The organism is Yoonia sp., from assembly GCF_030731595.1.
GTDB lineage: Bacteria > Pseudomonadota > Alphaproteobacteria > Rhodobacterales > Rhodobacteraceae > Yoonia.
The window spans coordinates 1-21,798 of record NZ_JANQTS010000104.1 but is presented as its reverse complement, the minus strand read 5'-3'; the positions used below and the strand labels follow the sequence as shown (position 1 = coordinate 21,798).

Below are 21,798 nucleotides of genomic sequence, written 5' to 3'. Positions count from 1 at the left end.
AATGTCATATAAGATTATCGCGACAATTCTAACGGATGCAGACGACGCTACCGAAGCGCTTGATGCCGCAATCGCACTCGCCGGTCGCATGGATGCGCATCTGGATATCTACGTGGTCACCATCAGCCACACAGAGACAAATACCTATTTCATGGGCGCAGAGGCCATGATGATCGCCGAACAGACCCGCGACGCAATGGCCGAGCGCGACAAACTGGACATCTGGGTGAATGACCGGATGCAAGGCGAAGTCGTGCGTTGGTCCATGCAGGCCGCTACCGTGCAGGGCCCTGCACTCACCAGTTACTTGGCGCAAAAGCTCAGGTTCTGTGATCTCATAGTCCTCCCGCGACCCTATCAGGATAGCGCAGAGGCCGCGGTACTGGTGGAAGCCTGCCTTTTTGCCGCAGAGCGTCCGGTCTTGATGATCCCCAAAGGCTGTAAGGCACCCGATGCGGGTGGCCATATTCTGATGGGCTGGAATGACGGGGCCGAGGCGCTTGCCGCCGCGCGCGCAGCCTTGCCAATTCTCGAACAGGCCGATGTCACCGATATCTGCATCATCGATCCGCCCGCACATGCCGCCGACAGGTCTGATCCCGGCGGAGCGATGGCGCAATATTTGATGCGCCACGGGTCGCGGGCCGAAGTGGCCGTGCTGGCCAAGACAGAGCCTTACGTGGGCGATATCCTGCTGCGTCGCGCACGGGAGGTGGGCGCGCAAATGATCGTCAGTGGCGCCTATGGCCATTCGCGCCTGCGCGAAGCTGTCTTTGGCGGTGCAACACGCAGCCTGTTGGAAACGGCGGACCGTCCCATCTTGATGGCGCGCTAAAGTCAGAGATCGGCAGGGCGGGCGGCAACGTGAGCAGTTGACTTAGATCAGCAATTCTCTAGTGCCTGCCTATGTCGTCTGATTTCGCCACTTTCTCGCCAACCCCGGCGGGGCCACCTTCCATCTGGCGCGAGGTCCGCAAGTTGGCGACCCTCGGCTTTCCGATCGTGATCTCACTGGCGGCGGCAACACTGATCGGTGTCGTTGATACCATCATGATCGCGCCGCTAGGGACACTGTCCTTGGCGGCGGCATCGGTGACGACCTCTGTGATCATCATCTTTTATTCGGGGCTCTATGGTTTTGTCTCTGCTGTTGGTGTCCGTATGGCCGAAGCCAGAGGCAAGCAAAGCCCCGACGCGCTGTCGGCGACCACGCGCACAGGCATCCGTATCGCGCTCGTTGCCGGGACGATTGGCGCGGGCCTTATGCTGTCCTTGCGGCCTGCCCTGCATCTGTTGGGACAACCGCCCGAGGTAATCGCCCTGCTTGGCGGCTATTGGACAGCGATGAGCCTGTTCTTGATCCCCTTCACTGTATTTTATGCCCTCAAGGGGCTTTTCGATGCGATTGATGCACCTTGGGTCGGGGTTGGTCTGGCCTTTTTAGGGGTCGTTGTGAATGTCCCCGCCAACTGGCTCCTGATTCACGGGATCGGCAGTTGGGAAGGCTGGGGGCTTGTGGGTGCGGGGTTGGCGAGCCTGCTGTCGCAACTGGTGTCGCTCAGCTTGGCTTGGGTGATCTGGCGCAAGGCCAAACTGACCAGGGATGCACGTCTGCCCGCCCCGTCCAGCAAATCAGAACGCAAGCTGCAACTGACCCAAGGCGGCACGATCGCTTTGGGTTATATCGGCGAAGGCGGCGCATATGCGTTCGCAGGGCTGATGATGGGGTGGTTCAGCGCGGTGGCACTGGCGGCCAACCAGATCGTGTCAGCGGTCGCCGGGGTGCTTTACATGGTGCCCTTGGGAGTATCGATTGCGGTGTCGATCCGCATTGGCCAAGCGGTCGGTGCAGATCAGCGTAAACGTCTGAAAACCATCGGCTTGGCGGCGCTGACCGTGATCATTTCCTGGATGGCGCTGGTGATGGGTGGGCTTCTCTTGGGTGGCGGCACCTTGGCGCAGGCGCTTTCCACCGACCCCGAAGTCATTTCCCTTGCAACCAGCATGTTGATCGTCGTTGCGGCCATGCAAATCGCGGATGGCATTCAAGGCACGATGCTGGGGGCCTGCCGTGGCATGATGGACAATCTTGTGCCCGTGGCGATTACAATGTTCAGCTATTGGGTGATCGCCCTGCCCATCGGGTATTTGCTGGGTTTCGTTTTGGGTTTTGGCCCGAACGGGGTCTGGATCGGCTATGGCATGGGTCTTGCGGTCGCGGCGACGGCGGTCACGGTCCGCTTTTTTGGCAAGGTCAAAGACTAGGCGTCTTCGCCCGTTTCCGCCTTGAGCGCATCAAGGTCCGGCACACGGATGTCCCGGCGTTCGTCAAAGGCGATCAATCCGTCTTTCTTGAGGGCAGACATCTGGCGGCTGACGGTCTCGATTGTCAGACCCAGATAATTCGCCATCGTCTCGCGCGTGATCGGCAAGGTAAATGTCGCTTGCCCGGTTTCGCCCGGTTTCAGCGCAGCCATGCGCAGCGCGATCATATAAAGAAGAGATGCAATTTTCTCGCGGGCGGTCTTGCGCCCCAGCACGAGCATCCATTCGCGCGCCGCGTCAAGTTCGTCCAAAGTCATCTCAAGCAGCCGCTGGCCAACATGCGGCGTTTTTTCGATCAACTGTTCAAACGGCTTGCGCCGGAAGCAGCATAGCATGACGTCGGTTTCAGCTACGATATCGCAATCAATCGTATCGCGATGCGGTCGCCCCATGAAATCACCTGGCAACAAAAGGCCGACCATCTGAACGCGGCCATCGGGCAGCGTTCTGGTCAGACTTGTCACTCCGGCGACCACAGATGCGACGAATTCCAAAGGATCGCTTTCGAAAAAGATCGTCTGGCCAGCGGCATAAGACCTGTAATACTTGATTTCTTCCAGTTCTTTAAGCTCGTCCGGTTCGCATCTGGAGCAGACTGCGTTATACCGGATCGGGCAGTCATCGCACGACCTGATCTTTGGCACAGCAAGTGTCATCGGTGTGTTCCCCGTCTGTTGGCACTAGCAGTATGCAGCGGATCGCATGCGCATTCCACCGCAAAAGACCAAGGCCAAACCGGGCAATCCCTTCGTGCGCGGTTGTCCTCGTCCCGAACCCTAGCGGCCGACGATCGCCGCAAGTTCCACTGCGGCCTCTTGCAGGAGCCCCAGACACTCTACCAGTTGCGGCAAATGGCGGCGCTGCTCCGGTGCATGGATCGAAAGTGTCGACAACAAACGCCCGCGATCATCCAGGATCGGAACCGCAATCGCCGTCATTCCCGACATGAATTCCTCATTGTCGGTTGCATAGCCCCGCGCGCGGGTCTTATCCAATTCGATCTGGAGCTTGCGTGGATCGGTGATCGTCTGCTCTGTCTGTTTTTCCAAAGCATAATTCTTCAGGAACCGTTCAAGGTAATCAGGACGCAGCGTCGAAAGATACATCTTTCCGCTGGCGGTGCAGTGGAATGGCACCTGGGTCCCCACGGGAAGCTGGATCCGCAAAGGCCAGTGGGTTTCGACCCGATCCAGGTAGAACATGCCATCACGCTCGGGGATTGCTAGATTGCAGGTCTCGCCAACCTTGATCGCAAGCGATTTGAGCACCGCCAGTCGGACGGTACGCACGCGCTCGGATGAGAGAGTGTTTGTCGCCAAAAGGCGCATGCGGCGTCCCGGGCTATAAGACCTTCCGTCAATATCCCGCTGCAAGAACCCTTCGGCTTCTGCTGTCGCAAAAAGCCGATGGATCGTTGGTTTCGGCAGGCGCATGCTTTCGTTTATGACCGAAGGTGTAACCGGGACACCGGCCCTCGCGACTTCCTCAAGCAGCATCAGCAACCTAAGGTTCGTCGGGATCTGGCCGGTATCTTGTTCAATTACATCATCAGGCATCAGCTCATCATCTATCTGGCAGAATTGCCAAGGCCGTTTCTGGAACAAGTGCCACGAAGAACCAGACGGCAATCAGGGCGATCAGGTAGGGCACGATGTAACGCAACAACCTGAAGTAGGGAACACCTGTTACACCAGAGGCCACATAAAGATTCAAACCATAAGGTGGTGTGACAAAACCAATCGACGCACCCACAAGGAAGACCACCGCAAAGTGGATCGGATCAATCCCGACCGAGGCCGCAATCGGAGCCAGAATCGGGGCCAGAATGATCGTGACCGGCAGCGACTCCAGGATCATACCTGTGATGAACACAATCGCCATCGACGTGAACAGCACCGCATAGTAGCCGCCCATGCCCGTCACAAAGTCACCGATAAAGTCTTTGGCACCCAGTGACGACATCACCTGCTGCATCGCAACCGAAACCGCGATCAATGGTACCAGAATACCGGTGATCTGGGCCGAGCGCGAGACGATCCCGGGCACCTGCGGAATTGTGAAACCCTGGACGACAAACATCGAAACAAGGCTCTTGTCTTCGACCGGGACATCGGCAGCAGCGCCCATGACCTTGTTCAAAGGATAGCACAGCAATCCGATGAACACACAAAAGCCGACGGTCACACCAGCCGCTTCGGTCGGCGAGAACTTACCGGTGTAGATGCCCCAGAGCACCAGACCGATGGCAAAGAAACCCAACCAAGCACCAATCGCCGTCTTGAGCATTCGCGTAACCGACAGACCGATCAGCACGCCCCAGCCATTGATTGTACAGACGATAAACGCTGCCGTCATCATGCCCAGAACCATCAGCGAGCCGGGAATGATGCCCGCCACAAAAAGGTCCGAGATCGGCAGGTTCAACAAGAAGCCGTAGACGATAAAGATGATGGATGGTGGAATGATGATCCCGACCGTGCCGCCGGCTGCAGCCGTTGCTGCGGAAAAGCGTTCGTCATAATTGCCCTTCACCATCTCGGGGTGCAGCATCGAACCGATAGTCGCCGTTGTGGCAGAGTTGGAGCCCGAAATCGCCGCGAACAATCCGCAGGCCGCAATCGAGGCCATCGCAAGACCACCACGCAACCATCCCAGACAGGAATAGGCGAAATCCGATAATCGTCGCGCGATCCCCGATTGGTTGATCAAGTCCCCCGTCAGAATGAAAAGCGGCATCGCCAGCAGCGCAAAGCCTTTACTGAACACGTTGATCAACTCGTTGCCGGTATTGGCCAGCGGCAGATCAATGACAAAACTGCACCCGATGACCCAGTAGAAGATCACTAACAGAACCGGCGTGCCCAGCATGAAAAAGATCGTCACGCCCAGCGAAATAAGTGTAATCCAAGAACCGTCCGACATCATACATCCCCGCCGATAACTGCTTGTTTGATGATCTGTTCGCCAGACCGGAAGTTGTTCCATTCTTCAAGCCAGTTGCCGATCACACGACCGGCCATAAGGGTAAAGGCAATCGGAACGGTGATATAGAACCACCATTTCATCACGTCATCGACGCCATCAACCAATTGGAAGTTGTCGGCGGACAAGGCAGTAAACCGCAGCGATGTGGTGATCGCGATCCAGCAAAAGCCGAACCACAGCATAGCATCCAGCGTCAGCGTTGCCATCTGACCTGCGGGCGGCATCTTGGAGCGGAATTCGCTAAAACTCAGGTGCGTGCGCAGCTTGACGTTATAGGAGCATGCGAACCACGCCATGACCATGAACAGGAATGGCGGCACCGTGGTCGAACCTGACCACTGATGCGAAAAGACAAAGCGGTCAATGACGCCCCAGCAGATGATCCCAGCGATAATCAGATAGACGACGACAGAGATGCCACGCTCAAGGTGTCTCTCCATAAAGGGGACGGCTTTGTAGAACAGATGCGCTAGTACGCCGCCAACGAATGTCGCGACGAAACAGAATAACCACATACCATCAGTGTCGAACGCACTCCGCATTTCCCAGGAACTTCCCGAGAAAATAGCAGGAATGATTGCCACTGCTTCAGCCAATATCGACATCTAGGTCTCCCCCCCTCATCTGTCCGTGTTGCCGCCATCATGATGCGGTCTTCTTTATATGAAAAGGGCCGACCGAACTCCCATTCGGCCGGCCCAATTCCAAGGTCATCAAGAAAGCTGGATTAGCCTTTCCACCAGCGGCGTGGCTCCACGTTCTCTGGCAAGGTGTTCGCATCGATCGTGCGCACTTCGTCATAGATTTCCTGATAAGTATCCAGACCACCGGACCAGCCGTTCAGGCGCTCGCGCCACTCTTCCCAAAGTGCGGGCTGATACTCGGGCGAACACATCTCTTCGGCCTTCTTGATCTCTTCAGCAGACAAGAACGCGTTGCGGACGTTGTTTTGCGCGAAGATCGTGTTTGGCAGTTGTGGGTCGGACTGGCCAACAGTGTTGATCAGAGCCACTTCGTTGGCGGCCTGCACGTGTGTCTGCGCCCAGTAAGCGGATTCCATCACCGCGTCCTGCAGATACCCCTCAAGACCATCAAAGACCGAAGCGGACATCGCAGTATGCTCTGTACCACAGAAGAAGTTGAGGTGTACCGACTGGGACACAACAGGTGCCATGTTGGCGTAAGCCACGGCAGAGGCCCATGTTTCCGCACCGTCAATCAGGCCCTGCTTGAGACCATCAAGTGTTTCTTCCCATGCAATCGGCACTGGGTTGAGGTTCAGCGCTTCCATCGCGATACGGCCAAGCTGCGTGCCTGTGACGCGGTTCTTGGTGCCGGCAAGCTGTTCGACAGATGTCACTGTTGGCTTGTCTTCCCAGTTCAGACCCAGCTGGATGCCGCGCAATTCGGCGTGGCTGAACAGGAACTTCAGGCCATGGCGCTTTTCATAAGGCTCGCGCAGCAGGCGCATGGAGGCCGGTGAATACAGGAAGTGGTACTGATCCGCACGGTTACGGAACATATAGGCATAATCCAGCACGTTCAGATAAGGCGCACCACCGGCAGAGTTCTGTGTCGAAGCGGCGTAGATATCAACGATACCCTGCTGTGTCTTCTCAACGCAGGATGTCTGGCCACAGATCTGGTTGTCACCGATGAACTCGATCCGAATCTCACCATCGGTCCGGGCTTCGAGGTCGCGCGCAAATTCCAAAGCGCCAGCGCGCTCGATCAGCAGGTTGCGGGCGTTGAAGCCTGCGGCGCCGAACTTCAGATTGTACTTTGCTTCTTTGGCAAAACGACGTTCGTAGGTCGATTCCGCAGCAGACGCGAGGTTCGCAAGGCTCATTGCCCCACCGAAAGTTCCCGCCGCCATCAGCGTCGAACTCATCCCGTATTGGCCTGCCAATTTGAACAGATCTCGTCGTGAAATCTGACTCAGTTTATCACTCACTCCCATGACTTCCTCCCATGATGTCAATTATTGAGACTAATAGTTCCAAAAAAGCCTAGTATAGTCTTTGCGTTCTGCATAGAGTTTTTTCACATTGATGGAGAAAGAAGCAGTGGAAGCGGATTTTATAGTCGTTGGTGCAGGGTCTGCCGGATGCGTCCTTGCCAATCGTTTAAGCGCGAATCCAGCCCATAAAGTGATTCTGCTAGAGGCCGGTGGCCGCGATCTTAACCCGTGGATTCACATTCCGGTCGGATACTTTAAGACGATTCATAACCCCAAGGTCGACTGGTGTTACAAGACGGAACCTGATCCGGGCCTGAATGGACGCTCTATCGAATGGCCGCGCGGCAAGGTTTTGGGCGGGTCATCTTCGCTGAACGGCCTTCTTTATGTCCGCGGACAGCCGCAGGACTATGACCGCTGGCGGCAGATGGGAAATACCGGCTGGGGATGGGACGATGTATTGCCCCTCTTCAAGCGGTCCGAAAACAACGAGCGCGGCGCTGATGAATTCCACGGCAACGAAGGCCCGCTCTCGGTGTCGAACATGCGCATCCAGCGCCCGATCACCGATGCATGGGTCGCAGCGGCCCAGGCCGCGGGCTATAAATTCAATCCCGATTATAACGGGGCCGAACAAGAGGGTGTCGGGTTCTTCCAGCTCACCTCGCGCAACGGCAGACGGTGCAGCGCGGCTGTCGCCTATCTGAACCCTGTGAAATCCCGGGCTAATCTTCAGATCATCACACATGCGCAGGTCGAAAAGGTGCTCATTGCGGGAAACCGCGCCATCGGCGTGACCTACACGGATCGCAGCGGCACCCTTCAGACAGTCAAAGCGCGCAAGGAAATCGTGCTGTCCGGCGGGGCGATCAATTCGCCACAACTGCTCATGCTCTCAGGCATAGGCGAAGCCGCGCAACTCTCGGACAATGGTATCGCGGTGTTACATGACCTGCCGGGCGTGGGCAAAAACATGCAAGACCATTTGCAGGTGCGTCTGGTCTATAAATGCAATGAACCAACGCTGAACGACGAGGTTGGCTCGCTTTTTGGCCAAGCCAAGATCGGACTCAAATATATCACATCGCGGACCGGCCCTATGACGATGGCGGCAAGCCTTGCCACGGGCTTTATGAAAAGCCGCGAAGATGTGGAAACGCCTGACATCCAGTTCCATGTGCAGCCACTCTCGGCCGAAAATCCCGGCAAAGGGGCCGACAAATTCTCGGCCTTCACCATGTCAGTTTGCCAGCTACGCCCTGAAAGCAAAGGCGAAATCAGGCTGCAAAGCAATGATCCCAAGGCCTATCCCAAGATCATTCCCAACTATCTGTCCACCGAGACGGATTGCCGGACGGTTGTGGCTGGCGTCAATATCGCGCGCAAGATCGCGCGACATGCGCCCCTGACAGCAAAGATCAGTCAGGAATACCGGCCCCATGCGGATCTGGATATGGATGATTATGATGCAACCCTTGATTGGGCGCGCAGCAATTCGGCCTCGATCTATCACCCGACAGGTACCTGCAAGATGGGCCATGGCAAAGATGCGGTCGTTGACGCGCGACTGCGGGTGCATGGCATCCAGGGGCTGCGGGTGGCGGATTGTTCGATCATGCCGGAAATCGTGTCCGGCAATACGAATGCGCCCGCGATCATGATCGGAGAAAAGGCGTCAGATCTGATCTTGGAAGACATCTGAGCCCGGGTTTACAGTCTCAACTGTCAACATCGCCCTTGACCCTTGCTTCGGAATCGCAAACATTGTCGGCGATGGTTCCAGTGCGCCGAAAATGCGTATTGGATGAAAAGGGAATACGGTGAGGAAGAGCCAAAGCGCGCCAAACCCGTAACTGCCCCCGCAACTGTGAGCGGCGAGCGAACCCGAAGATCACCACTGAGCAAACCTGCTCGGGAAGGATCGGGTAAGCGGCGACCCGCAAGTCAGGAGACCTGCCATCATAGGTGCAGCGATGCATCAAAAGAAACTCAACCCGGGCGGGGTGTCCGGAATGGAGACCATGATGGCATCACGGCTTGGCCCGCGCATTTCTGCATGCAACCTGACGACCCCCGCTTCATCGCGGAGGGCGATATGGACCGGACAACACAACACCGCATAACGGTCTGCACATCATGCAGGCACAAGGGGACGGATTGCCGCCCCGGATATGAATTGATCGAAAAGCTGCGCCGGGCCATCAAGGCTGCAGGCGACACGATTGCCGAAGATTTCGCGATTTCAGGCGTGGCCTGCATGGCGGGCTGTGATCGCCCCTGCACCGTTGCCTATCACGGCACGCAAAAGGCGACCTATCTCTTTGGCGACATTACGCCAGAGGATGACATCGACGACCTGCTGGAATTCGCGCGGCAATACGCCATGCTGGATGACGGCTGGTGTTCGTCCATAGACCGCCCCGGCAAACTGCGTAAAACCACCTTGGCCCGAATTCCTGCCGCGATGATCGCACTGGAAGACTCACAGGCGCTCGTGTCATGAGCGGCGCATATCTATCAGTCCAGAACGCAAGCTGGCGCCCTGCCAAGCGCGCGCCATTGGTGCTGCACCCCACCAGTTTCGAAGTCGGCGCTGGACGTGTACTTGGGATCGTCGGCCCGAATGGCGCGGGTAAGTCCACCCTGCTGCGTCTGCTTTACCGCTATCAGGCACCTTCCAGCGGGCAGATCATGATCGACGGACAAGACCTCTGGGCGATGCCCCCCCGCTCTGCCGCGCGGCAGGTCGCGGCTGTTTTGCAAGAACAGGCCGCAGCCTTTGGGCTAAGCGTGCGCGACATCATTGCGCTGGGCCGCACACCGCACCAGCAAGGCTTTGCAAGGATAGGTCCACTTGATGCCGGCATCGTTGACCGGGTGATGGACACCCTTGACCTGCACGATATTGCCAAGCGTGATTTCGGTACACTCTCTGGCGGCGAACGCCAAAGGGTGATGGTCGCCCGCGCCTTGGCACAGGAACCCAAGGTGCTGATCCTTGACGAGCCGACCAACCACCTTGATATCCGCCACCAGCTTGAAGTACTTGCCCTGATCAAATCGCTTGATCTGACCATCGTCGTGTCACTCCACGATCTGAACATCGCGGCCAATATCTGCGACGATATCCTGCTTCTAGAAGATGGGCACCCGCGCGGTTTTGGCGCGCCGGATGCGCTGCTGACCGAAGCGCTTGTCTCAAACACATTCCGCGTAGATGCACGACGCGAACGGCTGGCCCCAAGTGACGCCAACCACCTCTCATTCCATCTGCCCAGCAAAGAAACAACATTATGAAACTGATCCCTGCCGTTGTCGCAACCGCTCTGGCGGCCTCTTCTGCCTTTGGGCAGACCACTGTGCAAAGCTGCGACCGCACTGTCACCTTTGAAGCGCCGCCAAAGGCTGCTGTTTCCAACGACATCAACTTGACCGAAATGATGCTGGTGCTCGGGCTGACCGACCGCATGGTCGGCTACACGGGCATTTCCGGCTGGAACAAACTGGACGAAACCATGCGCGAAGGCGTGGCCGCATTGCCCGAACTGTCCGCGCAATACCCTTCCAAAGAGGTTCTGATCGGCGCAGATGCGGATTTCTTTTTCGCAGGCTGGAACTATGGCATGCGCGTCGGCGGCGAAGTCACCCCTGAAACGCTGGCCCCCTTCGGCATCGAAGTCTACGAGCTGACCGAAAGCTGCATCCATATCGGCCCGAAAGATCCCGCCAGCATGGATGACATGTATAACGACCTGCGCAATCTGGGGGCTATCTTTGGCGTCAGTGATCGGGCAGAGGCTCTGATTGCAGGGTATCAAGCAGAACTTGCCGATTTCCTCGCGACACAACCCACCTTGGACTCAGCCCCTCGCGTTTTTGTCTATGACAGCGGCGAAGATGCACCTTTCACCGCCGGACGCTACGCCATGCCCAATGCGCTGATCGAAGCGGCGGGCGGGGTCAATATCCTGAACGATGTGGAAAAAAGCTGGGCGACGCTGGGCTGGGAAGCCGTGGTTGAACGCAACCCGGAGGTTATCATCATCGTGGATTACGGCGAAGTGACCGCCGCACAGAAACGTGCCTTCATGCTGTCCAATCCGGCCTTTGCAGAGATTGACGCGGTGAAGAACGACCGTTTCGTCGTGCTGGACTATGTCGAAGCCACCCCCGGCCCCCGCAACATCGGCGCGGTCAAGACGCTCGCCGCTGCCTTTCGCGCGCCATAGCGCATGGAACAGGCCGACCGGCAAATCTCAACGCGCGCGCCCCGCAAGGTCGGGCCTCGCCTGACATTTGCGGTTGGGGCGGCGGCACTGGTCCTGTCGCTGTCGCTTGCTGTCAGCGTGGGGGCGGTGACGGTGCCGCTCGGAGCGGTCTGGGGCATCTTGATCAACAAGATCGTGCCGGGGTTGATCACCCCTGATTGGTCCGCCGGACGAGAAGCTATTGTCTGGGACATCCGCCTGCCCCGCGCGATCCTCGCCTGCCTTGTCGGTGCCGGTCTTTCCATCGTCGGGGCCAGCTTGCAAGCAGTCACCCGCAACCCGCTGGCTGACCCGCATCTGCTGGGGATTTCTGCAGGCGGTGCTTTTGGCGCAATCCTCGCGCTCTTGCACACGGGGCTCTTTATCGGCTTGCTGACTGTCCCGCTGCTGGCTTTTGCGGGGGCGCTGGGTGCGACGCTTCTGGTTCTGGCAGTCTCGCAATTCGCCACCGCGACCAGTGCCGACCGGCTGGTTCTGGCGGGCGTGGCCGTGTCGTTCATCGTGATGTCCGCCGCGAATGTCCTGATCTTTCTGGGCGATCCGCGCGCGGTTCATACGGTCGTCTTCTGGATGCTGGGCGGGCTTGGGCTCGCACAATGGAGCCAGCTCATTTATCCGCTTACGATCCTGATCATTTGCGGGGCTTATCTGGCCGCAAACGCCCGCAGCCTGAACGCGATGACGATGGGGGATGAAACCGCATCGACACTGGGCATTCCTGTTGCCCGCTTCCGGCTGAGCATCTTTGTCATTGGCGCGTTGATTACCGGCGTGATGGTCGCTTTTTCGGGGATCATCGGTTTTGTGGGCCTGATGATCCCGCATATCGTGCGGCTGATCGTTGGTGGCGACTACGCCCGCGTCCTGCCGATCTCGGCAATCTGCGGGGCGATCTTTCTGGTCTGGGCCGATATTCTGGCGCGCACTGTGATGGCCCCCGATGACATTCCCATCGGGATTGTCACCGGCTTGATCGGCGGCGTGTTCTTTGTCTGGCTACTGCGCAAAAATACGGTCTAGCCACACTTGGAATAGCCGCAAGAGGCGCAGGTCATGCAGCCCTCGACCATGCGCAACTCGTAAGATCCGCAAGACGAACAGGCCTTGCCACGCGGCCTGCCGTTGATGGCAACCACATCAGCATGAGGATCGCTTTTCAGCCCCATGCCTTCACCGGCAAGAAAACCGATCGAGATCATGTGCTTTTCGATCACGCCACCAATCGCGGCCAGAATGGACGGGACGTATTTCCCCTGCATCCATGCCCCGCCACGCGGGTCGAACACGGCTTTCAGTTCTTCGACCACGAAAGACACATCACCCCCGCGCCGGAACACCGCCGAGATCATCCGCGTCAGCGCCACGGTCCAAGCAAAATGTTCCATGTTCTTGGAGTTGATGAAAACCTCGAAGGGTCGCCTGTGCCCCGCGATCACCAGATCATTGATCGTGATATAGATGGCGTGCTCGCTATCCGGCCACTTGAGCTTGTAGGTCGCCCCTTCCAACTCCTGCGGACGGTCCAGAGGTTCGGACATATAGACCACCTCTGCCCCTTCATCGCTGGTGCGGACTTGGGCGGGCACCTCGGACGGTGCAGCGTCAGAGGTCACCGACAAGACCGACCCCGTCACATCGTTCGGGCGATAGGTTGTGCAGCCTTTGCAGCCCTGATCCCAAGCGGCCATGTAGACCTCTTTGAACGCATCAAAGCTGATATCTTCAGGGCAGTTGATCGTCTTGGAAATGCTGCTGTCGATCCACTTCTGCGCTGCGGCCTGCATCCGCACATGATCCAGCGGGGCCAGCGTTTGGGCATTCACAAAATAATCCGGCAAAGGCGCGTCGCCCTTGAGATCACGCCACAGCTGCACGGCATAGTCCACCACCTCTTCTTCCGTGCGCGAGCCGTCCTTTTGCAAAACCTTGCGGGTGTAGGCGTAAGCAAACACCGGTTCGATCCCGGAGGACACGTTGCCCGCGTAAAGGCTGATCGTGCCGGTCGGTGCGATCGAGGTCAAAAGTGCATTTCGTATGCCATATTGACGGATGGCATCGCGCACATCCTCATCCATATGCTGCATTGCACCACTTGCCAGAAACTTGTCGGCATTGAAGAGCGGGAAAGCGCCCTTTTCCTTGGCCAGTTCCACGGAAGCCAGATAGGCGGCGCGCGCAATGGCATGCATCCAGCGGTCTGTCTGCGCCGCAGCTTCTTCTGACCCGTAGCGCAGGCCAACCATCAACAAAGCATCGGCCAGTCCGGTCACACCCAAACCAATGCGACGCTTGGCCTTCGCCTCGGCTTGCTGCGCCTCTAGCGGGAAACGCGATGCATCAACGACATTGTCCATCATCCGTACAGCGGTCGCGACCAGATCGGTCAAGGCCGCCTCGTCCAAAGCGGCTGCCGCCTCGAACGGATCAGACACCAACCGCGCCATATTGATCGAGCCGAGCAAACAGGCGCCATAAGGCGGCAAGGGCTGTTCGCCGCAGGGGTTCGTCGCAGCAATGGTTTCGCAGTAGTTGAGGTTGTTCATCTGGTTGATGCGGTCGATAAAGATCACACCGGGTTCAGCGTAATCATAGGTCGATTGCATGATCGCATCCCACAGGTCGCGGGCGCGGACTGTCCGATAGACCTGCCCGCCGAACACCAACTCCCATGATCCATCTGCCTTGACAGCATCCATGAAGGGATCGGTGATCAGCACGGACATATTGAACATGCGCAAGCGCGCGGGATCAGACTTGGCGGTAATGAAGTCCTCGACATCGGGGTGATCGCAGCGCATCGTCGCCATCATCGCGCCACGGCGCGACCCTGCCGACATGATCGTGCGGCACATCGCGTCCCAGACGTCCATGAACGACAAGGGGCCAGAGGCGTCCGCCGCCACACCCATCACACTGGCGCCCTTTGGACGAATGGTCGAGAAATCATACCCGATCCCGCCGCCCTGTTGCATCGTCAGCGCAGCCTCTTTGAGCATATCAAAAATGCCGCCCATGCTGTCGGGAACCGTGCCCATGACAAAGCAGTTAAACAGCGTTACCGACCGCGCCGTGCCAGCGCCTGCCGTAATCCGGCCCGCAGGCAGGTATTTGAAATCGGCCAAAGCATCGTAAAACTTGCTTTCCCAAGCCTTGGGGTCTTTTTCGACCACTGCCAGAGCCTTGGCAATCCGGTGCCAGGTATCCTCGACCGTTGCGTCAATCGGGGTGCCGTCCGCTTGCTTGAAGCGGTACTTCATATCCCAAATCTGTTCGGCAATCGGGGCAGAAAAATGGGTCATGCAATAGGCCTTCCGGAGAGGTGATCATAACGGTAAGCCGTCATGATAGTGAAGTTGTCAGGATTCTGAAACGCTCTTCTACATACCACATATAGTGATCGCAATCCACTAAATGCGGATATATAGATAATATAACCGTGTCATTGATTCACGCAAGAACCGCCTTACCTCTAAGGCTCATCCCGGGGGGGACGAATGACGAAAACCGTGCATATGCTCAAGCTGTCGGTCGGCACCGAAGACATCGCCGACCTTGCAGACTGGCAAAACACGCGGCGCGCGCAGACCGATGACGGACTGCCGCGCCACGTCACCCGGATGTGGCCCAAGCGGGGCGATGAAATCCTTAACGGCGGGTCGATTTTTTGGGTCATCAAAGGCGTGATCCTGTGCCGCCAACCCGTCCTGCGCCTTGATGAATACATCGGTGCTGACGATATCCGCCGCTGCGCCATTGTCTGCAAACCCGGCCTGATCCGGGTCGAAGCAACGCCCAAACGCGCTTTTCAGGGCTGGCGCTACCTGCCCGAGAATGATGCCCCCCGCGACCTGCCCCAAGGCCGCCAAGACGAAGAAGCGCTTCCGCCTGAACTCTCAAAGGCACTCGCCGCCATCGGAGTGCGCTAGGCAGACGGCAAGCCCTGTGCCATGATCCGGCGCAGGAGGAGCCATTATGACCATTTTTACCAGTCCCTACCCTGACGTTGCCGCAACCGATCTGAGCATCACTGAACGTGTCTTTGAAGGGCTGCAAAACAGGCCCGACGCGGTGGTTCTCACGGATGGCCCTACCGGGCGCAGCCTCACGGCCTCTGCCTTTATGGATCAGGTAAAGCGCATGGCTGGCGGGCTGGCAGCGGCCGGATTCGGGGCCGGTCATACGGTCGCGATCATGGCGCCCAACATGCCCGAGTATTGCGTTGTCTTTCATGCGGTCGCTTGGGGCGGCGGCACGATCACCACGCTGAACCCGACCTATACAGCCCATGAGGTCGCCCATCAGTTGGCGGACTCGCGTGCAGAGCTTCTGATCACGATCCCCGATTTCATGGAGACCGCCAAGGCGGGTGCGGGCGACATCCCAGTGATCGCCATTGGCACACCGGAGTACGCGGCCCTTTATGGCGATCCTATTACAGCGCAAGTGCCTGTAGATCTGGATGCATTCACCGTTGTCCTGCCCTATTCGTCCGGCACCACGGGCCTGCCCAAGGGCGTGATGCTGTCGCACCGCAATCTGGTGATCAATGTCGATCAATCCATCGTCGCGGCCGACTTTCAACCCGGTGAGGTCACGGCTGCTTTCCTGCCGTTCTTCCATATCTACGGCATGACGGTCTTGATGAATATTCACCTTGGCGGCGGCGGAGCCTTGGTGACGATGCCACGCTTTGATCTGCCGCTCTTTTTGCAGATCAGTCAGGATTACAAAGCGCGTCGCATGTGGGTCGTCCCACCTGTGGCACTGGCACTGGCCAAGCACCCGCTGGTCGATGACTACGACCTCTCTGCCCTGAACGAAGTTTTTATTGCCGCCGCCCCCTCTGGCCCCGAACTCTCGAACGCGATCGCTGCACGTCTGGGCTGCACCGCCCTGCAAGGCTATGGCATGACCGAACTCAGCCCTGTGTCCCATGTCGTGCCGCGCCATGCGCCGCGGTCTGGCGCGGCGGGCGTTACGGCGCCCAATACCTTGTGCCGGATCGTCGATATCCAAACCGGTGCGGACCTCGCTGCTGGCGAGGAAGGCGAGCTTTGGATCAAAGGCCCGCAGGTCATGCAAGGCTATCTCAACAACCCCAAAGCTACCGCTGAAAGCATCACAGAGGATGGCTGGCTGCGCACAGGCGATATCGCCAAGATCGACGCTGACGGCTATATGTTCATCACCGATCGCCTGAAAGAATTGATAAAATACAAGGGCTTTCAGGTGGCCCCCGCCGAGTTGGAAGCGACTCTGGTCGCCATGACCGGCATCACGGATGCCGCCGTTGTCGGCCTGCCCGATGACGAGGCAGGGGAACTGCCCGTGGCCTTTGTGGTCGCTGGCGATCCCGCCCCAGACGAGGCCGCGATCAAGGCGCATGTCGGCGCGCAACTGTCCCATTACAAACAGCTGCACCATATCTACTTTGTCGATACCATTCCCAAGTCCGCGTCAGGCAAGATCCTGCGCCGGTTCCTTCGGGAAGGTCTGAAATCCTGATGCAAGCTAAAGCTTGAGCACCTCAACCAGTGCTTTGAGGGTGGCGCGCTGCTCTGCGGTCCAGTCCTTGCGGCGCCCCCGAAACAGGGTTGCCTGAGAGGCGTGGATCAAGCCATCGTCGAGAATTTTCAGGCCATTGGCGCGCAGCGTCTCTCCGGTCGATGTGATATCGGCGATAGCTTCGGCGGTTTCATTCTTGACTGTGCCTTCGGTGGCCCCCTGGCTATCGACAAGCTGATAATCGGCAACGCCCTGTTCGCGCAGGAATTCACGTACCAGACGGTGATACTTTGTCGCAATCCGCATCCGGAACCCGTGGGTCTTGCGAAAAGCCGCCGCCGCCGCGTCCAGATCATCCAGGGTCGCAACATCGACCCAGGCCTGCGGCACAGCGATCACCAGATCGGCCCCACCGAAACCCATCGGGGCCAGTTCCGTCAGGCGGGTATCCCAATTCGGGATCTTTTCGCGCACCAGATCGGACCCGGTCACACCCAGATGGATATTGCCTGACGCCAGTTCGCGCGGAATTTCACCGGCAGAGAGCAGCACCAGTTCAATACCGTCAAACCCTTCGACAGCCCCCGCATATTCACGATCCGACCCGGATTTGCGCAGGCCGACGCCGCGTGCACCGAACCAGTCAAAGGTCTTTTCCATTAACCGCCCCTTGGAAGGCACGCCAAGTTTCAGCATCACAGCAACTCCAACGCCAGATCGGGGCGGATCACGCCGCCGACGGCCGGTACGGCGCGGCCTTGGCCCAACCGCGCGGTCAGCGCGTCATAGCGGCCTCCGGTCGCGACAGGCGGTAATTCCGGGCGGTCCGTGGCATAGAAACCGAAAACAAACCCGTCGTAATATTCCAGAGAGGTCCGGCCATAGCTGCCCTCGAACTCCAGCGTTTCGACTTCTACCCCACGCGAACCAAGGGCTGCCAAACGCGCCTCCAGCCTTTTCACCGCATCAGCAATCGCGGGCATATCCACAACGATATCGCGCAGCGCGCTCAGCACATTCGGTGCCGTTTCGCGCAGTCCGAGGATGGCGTCGATCAGTGCGATTTCTTCTGTGGCAATCGGCGGGGCGGCCGCGTCGGCGCGCAGCGCAGCAATCCGGGCCGCAACCTCGGTACGGGCACGCAAACCGATATCGGGGCCCGCATTGGCAAAGGGGTCGTCTGCCGCCAGCAAAGCCGCCCGCGCAGGCGGCACGGCCGCTGATCCAAACCGCTTGAGCAGCGCCCGAAACCGCTGTGGTCGCCAGATATGGCGCAGCAATGCAGCCTTGCGGTCATCGGTCGTCCGCAACCCGCGTACAGCCGCCATCAAAATTCCGATATCCCCCGTCGCGGCACGCACCGGCAGGCCAGACAACCCTTCGGCAATCGCGGCAAAGACCTCGGCGTCGGCAGCCGCTGGGTTCTGGCCGTCGAAAACCTCGTATCCCACCTGCACATATTCATTGGCGCGGGTTTCATCATGTTCCTGCTTGCGAAACACCTTGCCCGAATAGGTATAGCGGGCCGGATCAGCATAGCTTTCCATATGCATCTGCACGACGGGCACAGTGAAATCGGGGCGCAGAACCATCTCGCCGCGCAATGGGTCAGAGGTCAGATAAGACCGCGCACGGATATCTTCGCCATAAAGATCAAGCAGGGTCTCGGCAGGCTGCAAGACATCGGCCTTGATGACAAGAGCGCCTTTGGCTGCAAAGAGGTTCCGCAGGCGGCGCGCCTCTTCCCGTGTCGCGGCAGAGGTTGGCATCAGCCCTGCCCGTCCAGAATGTCGCGCACCTTTGCGAGCATCTGGTCGCGCGGCACCTCGTACTGGCTCGGGCGGTCCTTCCATTCTTCCAAAGTGGCATTCTTGGCAATCTCGGCCCCAAGGATCAGGTCCTTGATCTGCACCACGCCTTTGTCGAACTCATCGCCACCCGCGATAATCGCGATGGGCGCGTTGCGCTTGTCGGCATATTTCAACTGATTGCCGAAATTCTTGGGATTGCCCAGATAGACCTCGGCGCGGATGCCCGCGTTGCGCAGTTCCTTCACCATCGTCTGGTAATCGGCCATGCGGTCGCGGTCCATCACGGTGACAACGACAGGGCCAGCAGCGGCCGCACCGATCTGCCCTTTGGCGCGCAAAGCGGCCAGTAACCGGTCCACGCCGATGGAAACACCGGTGGCGGGAACCTCTTGGCCAGTGAACCGCTTGACCAGATCGTCATACCGCCCCCCGCCCGCGACAGAGCCGAAGTTGCGCGGACGGCCCTTTTCGTCGGTGATTTCAAAGGTCAGTTCAGCCTCATAGACAGGGCCGGTGTAGTAGCCAAGGCCACGGACGACGGAGGGGTCGATGATGATGCGGTCAGGGCCGTAGTCTTGCGCAGAAAGCAACGCAGCAATGGTTTCAAGCTCCGAAGCACCATCTTCGCCGATCGTGGACCCGGTAACCAATTCACGCAGGCGGGCAACCGTCGCCGCGCCCGTATCGCGTTTGGCATCCATAAACCCCATCACCACATCGGCCTGCGCGTCTTCCAGCCCCGCGCCCTTGGTGAAATCGCCACTCTCGTCTTTGCGACCTTCCCCCAGCAACGCGCGTACACCCTCAACGCCCAACCGATCCAGCTTGTCTATCGCGCGCAGCACGATCCCGCGCTCGGCCTCTTTGTCGTCTCCGGACAGGCCAGCAACTTCCAAGACCCCGTTCAGCACCTTGCGGTTATTCACACGGATCACATAGTCGCCGCGTGCAATCCCCACGGCCTCCAGCGTATCCGACAGCATCGCGCAAATCTCGGCGTCTGCGGCGACGGACCCAGATCCAACCGTATCGGCGTCGCACTGATAGAACTGGCGAAACCGCCCCGGTCCGGGCTTTTCGTTGCGCCAGACTGGGCCCATCGCATAGCGGCGGTAGGGTGACGGCAGATCGTTGCGATACTGCGCGGCGACACGTGCCAAAGGTGCCGTCAGATCATAGCGCAGCGCCAGCCAGTCGTTGTCTTCTTCCCATGCAAAAACACCCTCGTTCGGGCGATCCACATCCGGCAGAAACTTGCCCAGCGCCTCGACCGTTTCCACGGCAGATGTTTCCAGCGCGTCAAACCCATAGCGATGATAGACTTCGGCAATCTTGGACAGCATGGCTGTGCGTTCGGTCACGTCCGCGCCGAAGTAATCCTGAAAGCCCTTGGGCGTCTGCGCCTTGGGCCGTGGTTGCTTTTTGTCTTTGGCCATTACTTTGGTCCTGCCAGTCACGTCTGTTCCCGCGCCGTTTAACCCGCCAATGTCACAGGGGCAATGCAATCGTCCATTCATGCAGGGGCTTTCCTGCGCGTCTTGCTCTGTATAGAAACGGCGCATGACTGATATCACCCATCTGGAAGAGCAAATCGCCCATCTGACCCGCACGGTCGAGGATCTGTCGGATATCGTCGCACGGCAGGAAACAGAACTGGCGCTGGCGCAGCGACGGCTTGCGATGTTGATGGAGCGCGAGGCAGGACGGGAACTGGATGCAGGCGGCACCGTCCCGCTTGCGGACCAGCGACCGCCGCATTGGTAGGCAGGTTCAGCGGGTAACGTGGATCATGATCCACATTGCATTACGCATCCTCGACCTCGATCACCCCGCCCAAGGACCGCAACGCCCCCTTGATCTGCGGATTGACGGGGAAATCATCACCCAGATCCAGTTCGACCTCGCCCGGCAGATCATCGTTCATCAGACAAAAATAGATCGGGCCCCGTGCTGCCCGCACCCCATCCTTGGCTGCATTGGCAAGGATAGAGGCGACCGACCCGATCACCTCCGGCCCGTCAATAAACACGCGCAACCCGCTGCTGCCCGCATCCGCCACAACACTATCAATCGGCGCGACAGAGCGGCCTAAAAGCTTGAGCTGATCCGCCTCCATCGTCGCTTCGCATGTCAGGACAATCTGCGATCCGGTCTCGAGGACATCGCGCGCGGCCTCTAGCGTGTCCGAGAACATCGTGACCTCGTATTGCCCTGTCGGGTCGGACAGTTGCACAAAAGCAAAGCGGTTGCCGCGCGCCGACTTGCGTTCCTGCCGCCCTGATACCGTGCCCGCCATCTTTACAATCGCCGCACCTTTCGCCGCTCGAACAATCACCTCGTCCAAGGTCAGCACCTGCTTGCGCTTGAGAGCGCCCATATAGTCATCCAGCGGATGCCCCGACAGATAGAACCCGATGGCCTTGAACTCTTCAGCCAGCCGTTCTGCAGGCAACCAGTCATCGCCCCCCGCAAGCCGTGGTTCGGGCAGGTCATCCCCTGCCTCGCCAAACAGGGACACCTGATTAGAGGATTTCTGGTCGTGAATAGCCGCAGAATAGCCTGACAGCGCATCAAGGCTTTGCATCACCCGCCTGCGGTTGGGATCCAGCACATCAAAGGCCCCTGCCCGTGCCAGCATCTCCAAAGGCCGCTTGCTGACGCGCTTGAGATCGACACGGCGCGCAAAATCGAACAGGTTGACGAAGGGGCGATCCCCGCGCCCTTCGACGATCAGCTTCATCGCCTCGACACCCACGTTCTTGAGCGCGCCCAGCGCATAGACCAGCTTTTGATCTTTCACATCGAATGTCGCCATCGACCGGTTCACGCAGGGCGGGGTATAGGCGATCCCGAGGCCCTTTTTGACCTCTTGGAAATAGACGCCCAGCTTGTCGGTCAGATGGATATCGCAGTTCATCACACCGGCCATGAACTCGACCGGATG

The 21,798-nt window shown here is 58.6% G+C and carries 20 protein-coding genes and 1 riboswitch; of the genes, 10 read left to right on the top strand and 10 right to left on the bottom strand.

Annotated features, from left to right (window positions below; all coding sequences use genetic code 11):
• The first annotated feature begins 1 nt into the window (after position 1).
• Positions 2-835, top strand: a complete 834-nt coding sequence (locus NWQ23_RS12690) for a universal stress protein (RefSeq protein WP_306166739.1) — start codon at positions 2-4, stop codon at positions 833-835.
• A 71-nt stretch (positions 836-906) separates the two neighbouring features.
• Positions 907-2,265, top strand: a complete 1,359-nt coding sequence (locus tag NWQ23_RS12685; protein WP_306166738.1) for an MATE family efflux transporter — start codon at positions 907-909, stop codon at positions 2,263-2,265.
• On the opposite strand, the gene fnrL is transcribed toward NWQ23_RS12685, so the two are convergent.
• The 5 genes from fnrL to NWQ23_RS12660 form a co-directional block, all read right to left on the bottom strand.
• The gene (fnrL, locus tag NWQ23_RS12680) at positions 2,262-2,981 is read right to left on the bottom strand and encodes a transcriptional regulator FnrL (RefSeq protein WP_306166737.1); all 720 of its coding nucleotides are present in this window, start codon (positions 2,979-2,981) and stop codon (positions 2,262-2,264) included. The two genes, NWQ23_RS12685 and fnrL, sit on opposite strands and share 4 nt — an antisense overlap.
• 120 nt (positions 2,982-3,101) lie before the next feature.
• Positions 3,102-3,881, bottom strand: coding sequence for an IclR family transcriptional regulator (locus tag NWQ23_RS12675; protein ID WP_306166736.1), 780 nt, complete (start codon positions 3,879-3,881; stop codon positions 3,102-3,104).
• A gap of 7 nt (positions 3,882-3,888) precedes the next feature.
• Complete coding sequence (locus NWQ23_RS12670) at positions 3,889-5,247, bottom strand: TRAP transporter large permease (RefSeq protein ID WP_306166734.1); 1,359 nt, start codon at positions 5,245-5,247, stop codon at positions 3,889-3,891.
• The gene (locus tag NWQ23_RS12665; protein ID WP_306166733.1) at positions 5,247-5,915 is read right to left on the bottom strand and encodes a TRAP transporter small permease; all 669 of its coding nucleotides are present in this window, start codon (positions 5,913-5,915) and stop codon (positions 5,247-5,249) included. The genes NWQ23_RS12670 and NWQ23_RS12665 overlap by 1 nt, the downstream gene beginning before the upstream one ends.
• Before the next feature lie 122 nt (positions 5,916-6,037).
• Positions 6,038-7,270 (bottom strand): TRAP transporter substrate-binding protein, encoded by a 1,233-nt coding sequence (locus NWQ23_RS12660; protein ID WP_306166732.1) that lies wholly within the window; start codon positions 7,268-7,270, stop codon positions 6,038-6,040.
• 91 nt (positions 7,271-7,361) lie between these two features.
• Here NWQ23_RS12660 and NWQ23_RS12655 point away from each other — a divergent pair, with 91 nt between their 5' ends.
• From NWQ23_RS12655 to NWQ23_RS12635, 5 genes are all read left to right on the top strand, one after another.
• Positions 7,362-8,972: a GMC family oxidoreductase gene (locus tag NWQ23_RS12655; protein WP_306166731.1), complete on the top strand. Its 1,611-nt coding sequence runs from the start codon at positions 7,362-7,364 to the stop codon at positions 8,970-8,972.
• Positions 8,973-9,027: 55 nt separating this feature from the next.
• Positions 9,028-9,246: riboswitch (cobalamin riboswitch) on the top strand.
• A gap of 80 nt (positions 9,247-9,326) precedes the next feature.
• Positions 9,327-9,773: a DUF1636 family protein gene (locus NWQ23_RS12650; protein ID WP_372340128.1), complete on the top strand. Its 447-nt coding sequence runs from the start codon at positions 9,327-9,329 to the stop codon at positions 9,771-9,773.
• Positions 9,770-10,567 (top strand): ABC transporter ATP-binding protein, encoded by a 798-nt coding sequence (locus tag NWQ23_RS12645; RefSeq protein WP_306166730.1) that lies wholly within the window; start codon positions 9,770-9,772, stop codon positions 10,565-10,567. The genes NWQ23_RS12650 and NWQ23_RS12645 overlap by 4 nt, the downstream gene beginning before the upstream one ends.
• Complete coding sequence (locus tag NWQ23_RS12640) at positions 10,564-11,499, top strand: ABC transporter substrate-binding protein (RefSeq protein ID WP_306166729.1); 936 nt, start codon at positions 10,564-10,566, stop codon at positions 11,497-11,499. The genes NWQ23_RS12645 and NWQ23_RS12640 overlap by 4 nt, the downstream gene beginning before the upstream one ends.
• A gap of 3 nt (positions 11,500-11,502) precedes the next feature.
• Positions 11,503-12,558: an iron ABC transporter permease gene (locus NWQ23_RS12635; RefSeq protein ID WP_306166728.1), complete on the top strand. Its 1,056-nt coding sequence runs from the start codon at positions 11,503-11,505 to the stop codon at positions 12,556-12,558.
• Here the strand turns inward: NWQ23_RS12635 and NWQ23_RS12630 are convergent.
• Complete coding sequence (locus tag NWQ23_RS12630) at positions 12,555-14,837, bottom strand: adenosylcobalamin-dependent ribonucleoside-diphosphate reductase (protein WP_306166727.1); 2,283 nt, start codon at positions 14,835-14,837, stop codon at positions 12,555-12,557. The genes NWQ23_RS12635 and NWQ23_RS12630 overlap by 4 nt on opposite strands.
• A gap of 195 nt (positions 14,838-15,032) precedes the next feature.
• On the opposite strand from NWQ23_RS12630, the gene NWQ23_RS12625 reads away from it, so the two are divergent.
• Together NWQ23_RS12625 and NWQ23_RS12620 are read left to right on the top strand one after the other, a co-directional pair.
• Positions 15,033-15,464: a DUF1489 family protein gene (locus tag NWQ23_RS12625; RefSeq protein WP_306166726.1), complete on the top strand. Its 432-nt coding sequence runs from the start codon at positions 15,033-15,035 to the stop codon at positions 15,462-15,464.
• Positions 15,465-15,510: 46 nt separating this feature from the next.
• Positions 15,511-17,043 carry an AMP-binding protein gene (locus NWQ23_RS12620; RefSeq protein WP_306166725.1) on the top strand — a complete coding sequence of 511 codons (1,533 nt, stop codon included), beginning with the start codon at positions 15,511-15,513 and terminating at the stop codon, positions 17,041-17,043.
• Positions 17,044-17,049: 6 nt separating this feature from the next.
• On the opposite strand, the gene hisG is transcribed toward NWQ23_RS12620, so the two are convergent.
• From hisG to hisS, 3 genes are read right to left on the bottom strand one after another with little or no spacing between them, the layout of a single operon-like run.
• Entirely contained in the window at positions 17,050-17,739 is a 690-nt protein-coding gene (gene hisG / locus NWQ23_RS12615) for an ATP phosphoribosyltransferase (protein WP_306166724.1), read from the bottom strand.
• Positions 17,739-18,812, bottom strand: a complete 1,074-nt coding sequence (locus NWQ23_RS12610; RefSeq protein ID WP_306166723.1) for an ATP phosphoribosyltransferase regulatory subunit — start codon at positions 18,810-18,812, stop codon at positions 17,739-17,741. The genes hisG and NWQ23_RS12610 overlap by 1 nt, the downstream gene beginning before the upstream one ends.
• Positions 18,812-20,290, bottom strand: coding sequence for a histidine--tRNA ligase (hisS, locus tag NWQ23_RS12605; protein WP_306166722.1), 1,479 nt, complete (start codon positions 20,288-20,290; stop codon positions 18,812-18,814). Before hisS ends, NWQ23_RS12610 begins: the two co-directional genes overlap by 1 nt.
• 124 nt (positions 20,291-20,414) lie before the next feature.
• Between hisS and NWQ23_RS12600 the strand changes: the two genes are divergently transcribed.
• Positions 20,415-20,618: a SlyX family protein gene (locus NWQ23_RS12600; protein ID WP_306166721.1), complete on the top strand. Its 204-nt coding sequence runs from the start codon at positions 20,415-20,417 to the stop codon at positions 20,616-20,618.
• A gap of 40 nt (positions 20,619-20,658) precedes the next feature.
• Here NWQ23_RS12600 and NWQ23_RS12595 read toward each other — a convergent pair.
• Positions 20,659-21,798 (bottom strand): OB-fold nucleic acid binding domain-containing protein (locus NWQ23_RS12595; RefSeq protein ID WP_372340127.1); only part of this gene is annotated, 1,140 nt, incomplete at its 5' end.

Bases quoted from the DNA above. Each gene is read 5' to 3' on its own strand.
- NWQ23_RS12690 (WP_306166739.1), top strand. From the start codon at position 2: ATGTCATATAAGATTATCGCGACAATTCTAACGGATGCAGACGACGCT.
- NWQ23_RS12655 (WP_306166731.1), top strand. From the start codon at position 7,362: ATGGAGAAAGAAGCAGTGGAAGCGGATTTTATAGTCGTTGGTGCAGGG.
- NWQ23_RS12675 (WP_306166736.1), bottom strand. From the start codon at position 3,881: ATGCCTGATGATGTAATTGAACAAGATACCGGCCAGATCCCGACGAAC.
- NWQ23_RS12665 (WP_306166733.1), bottom strand. From the start codon at position 5,915: ATGTCGATATTGGCTGAAGCAGTGGCAATCATTCCTGCTATTTTCTCG.
- NWQ23_RS12650 (WP_372340128.1), top strand. From the start codon at position 9,327: ATGCAACCTGACGACCCCCGCTTCATCGCGGAGGGCGATATGGACCGG.
- NWQ23_RS12645 (WP_306166730.1), top strand. From the start codon at position 9,770: ATGAGCGGCGCATATCTATCAGTCCAGAACGCAAGCTGGCGCCCTGCC.
- NWQ23_RS12640 (WP_306166729.1), top strand. From the start codon at position 10,564: ATGAAACTGATCCCTGCCGTTGTCGCAACCGCTCTGGCGGCCTCTTCT.
- NWQ23_RS12635 (WP_306166728.1), top strand. From the start codon at position 11,503: ATGGAACAGGCCGACCGGCAAATCTCAACGCGCGCGCCCCGCAAGGTC.
- NWQ23_RS12630 (WP_306166727.1), bottom strand. From the start codon at position 14,837: ATGACCCATTTTTCTGCCCCGATTGCCGAACAGATTTGGGATATGAAG.
- NWQ23_RS12600 (WP_306166721.1), top strand. From the start codon at position 20,415: ATGACTGATATCACCCATCTGGAAGAGCAAATCGCCCATCTGACCCGC.
- NWQ23_RS12620 (WP_306166725.1), top strand. From the start codon at position 15,511: ATGACCATTTTTACCAGTCCCTACCCTGACGTTGCCGCAACCGATCTG.
- NWQ23_RS12685 (WP_306166738.1), top strand. From the start codon at position 907: ATGTCGTCTGATTTCGCCACTTTCTCGCCAACCCCGGCGGGGCCACCT.
- NWQ23_RS12670 (WP_306166734.1), bottom strand. From the start codon at position 5,247: ATGTCGGACGGTTCTTGGATTACACTTATTTCGCTGGGCGTGACGATC.
- NWQ23_RS12625 (WP_306166726.1), top strand. From the start codon at position 15,033: ATGACGAAAACCGTGCATATGCTCAAGCTGTCGGTCGGCACCGAAGAC.
- hisG (WP_306166724.1), bottom strand. From the start codon at position 17,739: ATGCTGAAACTTGGCGTGCCTTCCAAGGGGCGGTTAATGGAAAAGACC.
- fnrL (WP_306166737.1), bottom strand. From the start codon at position 2,981: ATGACACTTGCTGTGCCAAAGATCAGGTCGTGCGATGACTGCCCGATC.
- hisS (WP_306166722.1), bottom strand. From the start codon at position 20,290: ATGGCCAAAGACAAAAAGCAACCACGGCCCAAGGCGCAGACGCCCAAG.
- NWQ23_RS12660 (WP_306166732.1), bottom strand. From the start codon at position 7,270: ATGGGAGTGAGTGATAAACTGAGTCAGATTTCACGACGAGATCTGTTC.
- NWQ23_RS12610 (WP_306166723.1), bottom strand. From the start codon at position 18,812: ATGCCAACCTCTGCCGCGACACGGGAAGAGGCGCGCCGCCTGCGGAAC.